This is a genomic window from Paenibacillus sp. P22, from assembly GCF_000469945.2.
GTDB classification, from domain to species: domain Bacteria; phylum Bacillota; class Bacilli; order Paenibacillales; family Paenibacillaceae; genus Paenibacillus_O; species Paenibacillus_O humicus.
The window spans coordinates 1-7,267 of the sequence record NZ_CBRA020000130.1 but is presented as its reverse complement, the minus strand read 5'-3'; the positions used below and the strand labels follow the sequence as shown (position 1 = coordinate 7,267).

The window sequence follows — 7,267 nt, the reverse complement described above, 5'->3', positions numbered from 1 at the left end:
GAAGCATAAGATCGAGAAGCTGCCGCTCGTAGACGAGACGAATACGCTTAAAGGCTCATCACGATCAAAGATATCGAAAAGGCGATTCAATTCCCGAACGCAGCCAAGGCTCGGCGAGCAGCCGTGCGACCGCTCCGAGGCGGACCGTGCTTCCGGGCGGAACCGTTATTCTTTTCTTCATCCGGAGGTAGACCTTCGTCTCCGTCGGATCATCCGGCTTGCCCTTCATTCTCCCGCCTCCTTCCGCCTTTGCCTGTGCATGGATAGTATGGGACAGGATGATTGAGGTTACTCGTCCCGGGACAAATCGACTCCGCATTCCTCCGGCAGGTCCGCCCGGCAAAAAAAAGGCCAGGCCGCCCTATTGGGCGATCTGGTCCTTGATCGATTGCAATATTTTCTTCTCGAGCCTCGATACCTGCACCTGGGAAATGCCGAGCCTGCCGGCCACCTCGGACTGGGTCTGATCCCGGTAATAACGCAGGTACACGATCAGGCGCTCCCTCTCGGTCAGCCCGCCGATCGCTTCGTTGAGCGCCAGCCGGTCGAACCATCGCTCGCCGGACTCGTCGGCGATCTGATCCATGAGCGTGATGGGATCCCCGTCATTTTCGAATACCGTCTCGTGGATCGACGTCGGAGGCTTGTTGGCCTCCTGGGCGAAAACGACGTCCTCCGGCGTAATGCCGAGAAATTCGGCCACCTCGGAGATGGTCGGCAGCCTGCCGAGCGTCTTGGACAGCTCGTCCTTCGCCTTGCGCACTTTGTTGGCCGTTTCCTTGAGGGAGCGGCTTACTTTGAGCGTGCCGTCATCCCGCAGGAAGCGCTGGATTTCGCCGATGATCATCGGAACGGCATAAGTGGAAAATTTGACGTCATAGCTGAGATCGAACTTGTCGACGGATTTGAGCAATCCGATGCAGCCGATCTGGAACAGGTCCTCCGGCTCGTAGCCGCGGTTGATGAAGCGCTGAACGACCGACCAGACCAGACGGATATTGCAGCGGGCCAGCGTATCCCTGGCAAGGGAATCTCCGGATTGGCTCAGAGCGATGAGCCGCTTGACTTCCGAATCGTCCAGGTAAGGACCCGCGTTTTTCTTCAACTCGGCATCCATGATTCAGCCCCTATGCGCTCTAATTGTAGAGCGCCTTTTTGGATTCGATTCGCTTGGTCATGGCGATCTGGGTACCGCGACCGGGCTCGCTGGTAACCTCAAAGCTGTCCATGAAATTTTCCATGATCGTGAAGCCCATGCCTGAACGCTCCAATTCAGGCTTGGATGTATACAGCGGCTGCCGCGCCAGCTCCAGATCCTCGATCCCGCTTCCTTCATCGGAAATGATGATGGTCACGGAATCGCCTTCAATGGAGGCCTCGATTCGAACCATCTTGGATTCGTCGCAGTCATAGGCATGGATGATGGAGTTGGTAACCGCCTCGGAAATGACCGTCTTGAGGTCGTTGAGCTCCTCCATCGTCGGATCGAGCTGGGAGACGAACGCCGCCACGCTGACCCGCGCGAAGGCTTCGTTCTCGGAACGGGCGCTGAAGCTGAGCTGCATGGCATTGGACCGGGACGCATTCATAGGGCAACCTCCAGGCTTGAGAGCGCGTCGCGCTCATTGTCGTGAATCGGCATGATCTTGAACAGGCCTGAGAGCTCGAACAGCCTGTACACTCCAGGACTGACGTCGCAGATGACCATTTTGCCTCCCCGGCTCTTCAGCAGCTTGTAACGTCCGAGGATGACTCCGAGCCCGGAGCTGTCCATGAAGGCCAGCTCCTTGAGGCTGAGGATGACATGGGTGCTGTTTCCCCTAAGGATCGCATCCTCCATCCTCGCCCTGACCTCATCCGCCGTATGGTGATCCAGCTCTCCCTGCAGGCGGACGATCAGGATATGGCGCTGATGTTCCAGATCGACATGAAGACTCATTGCTCTGCACACTCCTCCCGTTGAATGACAGAGGGATTCTCCATGGCGGAGCGCCTTTCCTGCCTGACGACAAAACTAGAAGCAGGGCGCTAGGTTATGACATTTCTCGCTCAGGAGAACAGGCTTCCGGTCGAGCGCTTGAACAGCTTCCACCATCCGGCGCGTTCAACGGATACCGGCATGTCGACCGGGAATTCCTTGATCACCTTGTCTCCCTGATAGACGATCAGCTTGCCGACGGGATCGCCGATTTTGACCGGAGCTTTGACAGGGCCGTCGATTTTGAGCTCGAAGCGGATATCCTTGGCCGCGGCGCCCTTCTTCATCAGGATGCTGTAATTGTTTTGCGCGGTCAGCGGAAGCTTGCTCTTCACGCCTTTTTCGATCGTCAGCATCCCCATGCTTTCGCCTTTTTTCAGAATCGGGTAGTTGGCGTACTGCGCAAAGGAATAATCCAGCAGTCCCGACACTTCGGCATTGCGCGTCTTCGTGTTCGGCTCTCCCATGACGACCGCGACGACCCTCATGCCGTCGCGGACGGCCGTCGCCGACAGGCAGTACTTCGCTTCCGTCGTGTAGCCGGTCTTGAGGCCGTCGGCGCCGTCATAGAACCGCACCAGCTTGTTCGTGTTGACGAGCCAGAACGGCTTGGCCGAATCCTTCCGGAGATAGTCCTGGTATTGGCCGGTATATTTGGTGATGTCGCCGTACTTGAGCAGTTCCCTGGACATGACGGCGATGTCGTGGGCGGATGAGTAATGATCCGCGGCCGGCAATCCGTTGCAGTTGGCGAAATGCGTATCCTTGAGGCCGAGCTGGGCAGCCTTGGCGTTCATCATCGCGACGAACTCCGCCTCTGTTCCTCCCAGCTTCTCGGCCATCGCGACTGAAGCGTCGTTGCCTGACGCCATCGCGATGCCCTTGAGCATATCGTTCACCGTCATTTCTTCCCCAGGCTCCAGGAAGATCTGGGAACCGCCCATGGAAGCCGCATAATCGCTCGTCCGCACCTTGTCGGTCAGCTTGATCTTGCCGTCCTTCAAAGCCTCCATCGTCAGCAGCATCGTCATGATTTTGGTGATGCTTGCCGGAGGAAGCTTGTCGTGGCTGTTCTTTTCATAGATGACGGTTCCGCTGTCCGCATCCATGACGATGGCCGAACGGGCGGAAGGAGCCAGGTCGGAGCCTGTCGATGACGCAGGGTTGGCCGCAGAATCGGCTTCAAGCGCCTCTGCCGTCCCCGGCGTCAGCGGCTGAAGCGCAGGCACGGCGGCTGCCGCGGCCGGCAAGGCCAGAATCAGCTGCAAGCCTAATATGATCGCTACCCATTTCTTACCGGTTCGTTTCAATTCGTTTCCCTCCTAATAGGTCTGGCGGCCTGTCCTGGCATGCAGGCAGGATGGCGCACAACATTCTTCCAGTATCACCCATTTAAGAGAAAGATATTCTATCGCTCAACACAAATAGCGGGTCATGCGGCGATCTCCGAAGACATTTCTCCGGTGAATGGCCCGCATGGCCCGCTTGCGATTGGCAGCCCGGCCCCGTTCGACAGGTCCGAAAACTGCTAGTATTTGCGACTCTTGGTCATCCGCTCTTCCTGTACCTGCACGATGAGCCGGTCCAGAGACTGGCTGATCCGCAGCACTTCGCGGTGCAGAAGCGTATTCCGGGCTGCAGCCGACTGCACCATTTGACCGCGCAGCCGTTCGATCTGTTGATTCAGGGGAACCCTCTCGTTCATACATTCCTCTCCAAATTTCATGATTTATCACGGTCATCATACGCCACGCAAACTAAAAATGCTGTCGTGCCGCGTCGAGCCGAAAGAATCATTTTTGGAAGCGGGAAGGGACTAAAGGCGCGGAATGAGAGCCTGCACAAGTCCAAGGAAACGAGATTTGACGCGTTCTGTCGTTTCAATGACCTCTTCATGCGACAAAGGCTGGTCCAAAATGCCTGAAGCCATGTTCGTGATGCAGGAAATCCCGACCGTCTCCATGCCGCAATGCCGCGCCGCGATGACCTCGGTGACGGTCGACATTCCGACGGCGTCCGCTCCAAGCGTACGCATCATGCGGATCTCGGCGGGCGTCTCGTAGGATGGGCCGAGAACGGCCAGGTAGACGCCCTCGCGCAGGGCGAAGCCTTGCTGGGAAGCGATCTCCTTCGCGACGGCGCGCATTCTGCGGCTGTAGCCTTCGGACATGTCGGGGAAGCGGACGCCGATCGAGCTGTCGTTCGGTCCGATGAGCGGGTTGCGTCCGGTAAAGTTGATCTGATCGGAAATCAGCATCAGATCGCCCGCTTCATAATTCGTGTTGATTCCGCCTGCCGCATTCGTGACAAGCAGCTTGTCCGCTCCAAGCGCTTTCATGACGCGGACCGGGAAAGCCGTCAGCTCGGCTCCATAGCCTTCATACATATGGAAGCGCCCTCTCATGAGAATGACGCTCACGCCTGACAGCTTGCCGACGAGCAGCTCTCCGGCATGGCCTTCTACGGTCGAGATCGGGAAATGGGGAATGTCGCTGTAATGGATCGTGACCGCTTCTTCGATATAATCCCCGAGAATGCCGAGGCCGGATCCCATGATGAGGCCGACCTGCGGTTTGATCGAAGTTTTGGAGGCGATATAATCCGCCGCCTCCCGAATATGTACGGCCGTCGGTGCTGCTGTCGTCATTGTTCATCTTCCTTTCTTGTCTCAAAAACCTTCTGTGGGATTGCCTGCGCGCGGATGCGCTCTTTCGTATACGTCCTTCACCCGAGGCCTATCCGTGCCGGCATAACGCTCCGTGGACACGATTCCGGCATGTCCCATCATCTCCTGCACGGCGCGCATGTCGGCGCCCCGCTCCAGCAGATGGGCGGCAAACGAGGTCCGCAGCGAATGCGGCGTTATTTTCTCGGGATCGTCGATTCCGGAATGGCGCGCATGCTTCTTGATCAGCTTCCAGAAACCCTGTCGGGACATTCTTTCCCCGGCCGGATTGAGAAACAACGGCGCTTCCTCCTCCCGGTCGCGAACGTCGGGCTTCCGCCTTGAACGTCCGTCTCCGGCTTCCGCCTGCTCCGCCAGCCTCGGCCTTCCTTCCCGCAAATAAAGCCCCATCCAGCCGGAGGCGATATGGCCGAGCGGAACGATCCGCTCCCTGGACCGGGGAGATACGACTCGTACGTAGCCCATGCCGGTATTCGCATCGGACACGCTCATGGCGAGCAGCTCCGACACCCGGATGCCGGAGCCGTAGAGCAGCTCCAGCATCGCCTTGTCCCGGAGACCTGACGGAGAATCGGTCTCCGGAGCGTTCATCAGCAGCTCGACCTCGTCGAGCGTCAGGGGCACGGGTCTCGGCAGCTCGCTGCGGGACAGCTCCACATGCATGGAGGGATCGCGGTCGGTATAGCCGACCCGCGTCAGGAAGCGGTAGAAGGAACGAATCGAAGCGAGCCGTCGCAAAACGGTGGACTGGCGGCAGCCCTCCTCCTTGATGCGCTGCAAATAACGCACGAGATGATGCTTCTGGACGCTCCCGATGGACGAGAGGCCCTGCCCCTCCAGATACGCCAGCGCATGCTCCAGGTCGCGTCGGTAGGCATCATAGGTGGATGCCGATACTCTTCGGCCGTTTTGCAGCTCTTCCAGATAGGCGAACAGGCATTGATTCAGCTCCATTCCAACCTCCCCCTCGCTTGTCAGTATAGACGGTCAACCCCCTTTACGGCAAACGGCGGAGGAGCCGGCATCCTGCCGGCTCCTCCGCCGTTCCCCAGTCATTCCCCGTTATAGTAGAACCAGCGCAGCCTGTCGGCGATCGTGCCGCCCTCCGGCGGCGCCCCGTGATGCTCGAATACTTTGAGGGCAGGCCCTCGGGGCAGCGCATAAGGATCGACCGGAGCGACCCAGCTTTCCGCCAGTCGGCAGCCTTCGTAGAACACGACGGTAAGGGCGGCGAACAGCGCGATGAAAGCCAGCCGCGCCACCCAGCTTCGGATGGAGAGAATCATGGACAGGCGCCTCCTTTACAGTGACAACCTATGCTCGCCAATCGCGCTTTATGCCCATTGTCTGCTGTCGCAAGGCAGGCGCCGCCCCGGCTGCTCCGCCGCCTTCATACAATGGCAGGCAGAAGGACAGCCGCAGGAGGAATGAAACGATGATGTCGGCAGGATCTTGCTTGTATTCATGCGCAGCACGCGGACCCGGGCCGGGAACGGCCAAGAGTATCATCGTCTTGACCGGCAGCAGGCAGTATGACCGGGCGCTGGACCATCTGAGGCGGAAAGGAATAACTCCGGTCAAGGCCGTGCGGGGAAGCCGGATGCTCTGCCTCCATCTCCATGCCTCGTCCGGCTGGAGCCGCATCAAGCGCCATCCCCATATAGCTTCATTTGAAAAGGATGTCCGCATCCGGGCTCTCGGCGCAAGCCGCAGGCGCGCGGGCGGCGCTGGGCCAGGCATCCGGCTGCCCGGCGCTTCCGGAAGCCGAAAGGGCTCCCTTTCCCTGCTTCCCTGGAACATCAGGCAGGCCGGCGCCCCGGCAGCTTGGCTCCGCACGCTCGGAGGCGGGGTGCGGCTCGCCGTCATCGACACCGGGTCCGGTCCCCATCCGGATCTGTCCATCCGGGGAGGCGTGAACGTCATTGGCGGCGCATCGTACCGGGACGACAACGGACATGGCACGCATGTGGCCGGAATCGCCGCCGGCAAAGGACGCTCCGGAGGTACGCCAGGCGTCGCCCCGGCCGTGTCCCTCTACGCCGTCAAAGCGCTGGATGGCGAGGGCTACGGCCATCTGTCGGATATCATCGAGGCGATCGACTGGTGCATCGCCAAACGGATGCATGTCGTCAACATGAGTTTTGGACTATCTCCGGGATCTCGCAGCAAGGCGCTGCACGGAGTCATCCGGCGAGCCAGCCGCTCCGGAATCGTGCTGGTCGCCGCAGCCGGCAACATGGGCCGGGACAGCGGCGGACTCGATCTTCCAGCCGCGTATCCGCAAACGATCGCCGTCGCTGCCTCGACGAGAAAAGGACGGATCGCTCCCTTCAGCTCGCGCGGAAAAGGACTCGGCCTGACCGCTCCCGGCGACAGAATCCGCTCCGCCTGGCTGAACGGCAAGTATGCGGTCGAATCCGGCACGAGCATGAGCTCCCCTCATGTCGCCGGCGGCGCAGCCCTGCTGCTCGCAACCTATCCCGGCCTCCCGCCCTCAGGAGCCGCATCGGTGCTCAAGCGCTGGGCGCGCAGGCTGCCGGGCTACGGAAGCCGCTCCCAAGGAGCCGGCCTGCTCCGGCTCGGCAAAATCGGCTCCTTCTGTC

Annotated in this window: 10 protein-coding genes; 1 reads left to right on the top strand and 9 read right to left on the bottom strand. The window is 59.9% G+C overall.

The window, feature by feature from the left end:
- Positions 1 to 64: 64 nt before the first annotated feature.
- From BN871_RS28520 to BN871_RS17760, 9 genes are all read right to left on the bottom strand, one after another.
- Positions 65 to 229, bottom strand: a complete 165-nt coding sequence (locus tag BN871_RS28520) for a hypothetical protein (RefSeq protein ID WP_198158061.1) — start codon at positions 227 to 229, stop codon at positions 65 to 67.
- A 132-nt stretch (positions 230 to 361) separates the two neighbouring features.
- Positions 362 to 1,117, bottom strand: coding sequence for an RNA polymerase sporulation sigma factor SigF (gene sigF, locus BN871_RS17790; protein WP_048748178.1), 756 nt, complete (start codon positions 1,115 to 1,117; stop codon positions 362 to 364).
- Between the two features lie 19 nt (positions 1,118 to 1,136).
- On the bottom strand, positions 1,137 to 1,589 hold the full coding sequence (spoIIAB, locus tag BN871_RS17785; protein WP_021881421.1) for an anti-sigma F factor: 453 nt from the start codon (positions 1,587 to 1,589) through the stop codon (positions 1,137 to 1,139).
- The gene (gene spoIIAA / locus BN871_RS17780; protein ID WP_048748177.1) at positions 1,586 to 1,939 is read right to left on the bottom strand and encodes an anti-sigma F factor antagonist; all 354 of its coding nucleotides are present in this window, start codon (positions 1,937 to 1,939) and stop codon (positions 1,586 to 1,588) included. Before spoIIAA ends, spoIIAB begins: the two co-directional genes overlap by 4 nt.
- 110 nt (positions 1,940 to 2,049) lie before the next feature.
- Complete coding sequence (locus BN871_RS17775) at positions 2,050 to 3,288, bottom strand: D-alanyl-D-alanine carboxypeptidase family protein (protein ID WP_021881419.1); 1,239 nt, start codon at positions 3,286 to 3,288, stop codon at positions 2,050 to 2,052.
- Positions 3,289 to 3,506: 218 nt separating this feature from the next.
- On the bottom strand, positions 3,507 to 3,683 hold the full coding sequence (locus BN871_RS27040; protein WP_021881418.1) for an aspartyl-phosphate phosphatase Spo0E family protein: 177 nt from the start codon (positions 3,681 to 3,683) through the stop codon (positions 3,507 to 3,509).
- Between the two features lie 111 nt (positions 3,684 to 3,794).
- Complete coding sequence (locus tag BN871_RS17770) at positions 3,795 to 4,625, bottom strand: purine-nucleoside phosphorylase (RefSeq protein WP_021881417.1); 831 nt, start codon at positions 4,623 to 4,625, stop codon at positions 3,795 to 3,797.
- Between the two features lie 21 nt (positions 4,626 to 4,646).
- Positions 4,647 to 5,618: a tyrosine recombinase gene (locus tag BN871_RS17765; RefSeq protein ID WP_048748176.1), complete on the bottom strand. Its 972-nt coding sequence runs from the start codon at positions 5,616 to 5,618 to the stop codon at positions 4,647 to 4,649.
- 98 nt (positions 5,619 to 5,716) lie between these two features.
- The gene (locus tag BN871_RS17760) at positions 5,717 to 5,950 is read right to left on the bottom strand and encodes a DUF4227 family protein (RefSeq protein WP_021881415.1); all 234 of its coding nucleotides are present in this window, start codon (positions 5,948 to 5,950) and stop codon (positions 5,717 to 5,719) included.
- 149 nt (positions 5,951 to 6,099) lie between these two features.
- On the opposite strand from BN871_RS17760, the gene BN871_RS26255 reads away from it, so the two are divergent.
- On the top strand, positions 6,100 to 7,267 hold a 1,168-nt coding region (locus BN871_RS26255; protein WP_053087005.1), incomplete at its 3' end, for a S8 family peptidase.